The organism is Sulfurovum zhangzhouensis (assembly GCF_030347965.1).
GTDB classification, from domain to species: domain Bacteria; phylum Campylobacterota; class Campylobacteria; order Campylobacterales; family Sulfurovaceae; genus Sulfurovum; species Sulfurovum zhangzhouensis.
In genome coordinates this window covers 1-355 of the sequence record NZ_JAQIBD010000020.1, presented here as the reverse complement: position 1 = coordinate 355, position 355 = coordinate 1, and the positions used below count along the sequence as shown (strand labels likewise).

The 355-nt window shown below is 53.8% G+C and carries 1 rRNA gene; it reads left to right on the top strand.

The annotated features are described in order from the left end of the window. Positions 1-277, top strand: a 16S ribosomal RNA gene (locus PGH07_RS11440); the annotation flags it as partial. Between the last annotated feature and the right edge of the window lie 78 nt (positions 278-355).

Below are 355 nucleotides of genomic sequence, written 5' to 3'. Positions count from 1 at the left end.
GCGAGGGTAAGCCAATCTCAGAAAACCGATCGTAGTCCGGATTGGAGTCTGCAACTCGACTCCATGAAGTCGGAATCGCTAGTAATCGCGAATCAGCATGTCGCGGTGAATACGTTCCCGGGCCTTGTACACACCGCCCGTCACACCATGGGAGTGGATTCCACCAGAAGCAGGTAGCTTAACCTTCGGGAGGGCGCTTGCCACGGTGAGGTTCATGACTGGGGTGAAGTCGTAACAAGGTAGCCGTTGGGGAACCAGCGGCTGGATCACCTCCTTAAACGATAGCGAGATCTTGGCAAGCGTTCACACGAATTACCTGGTTGAAATGTTGAGAGAGCGTAACGGTAGTTCACTG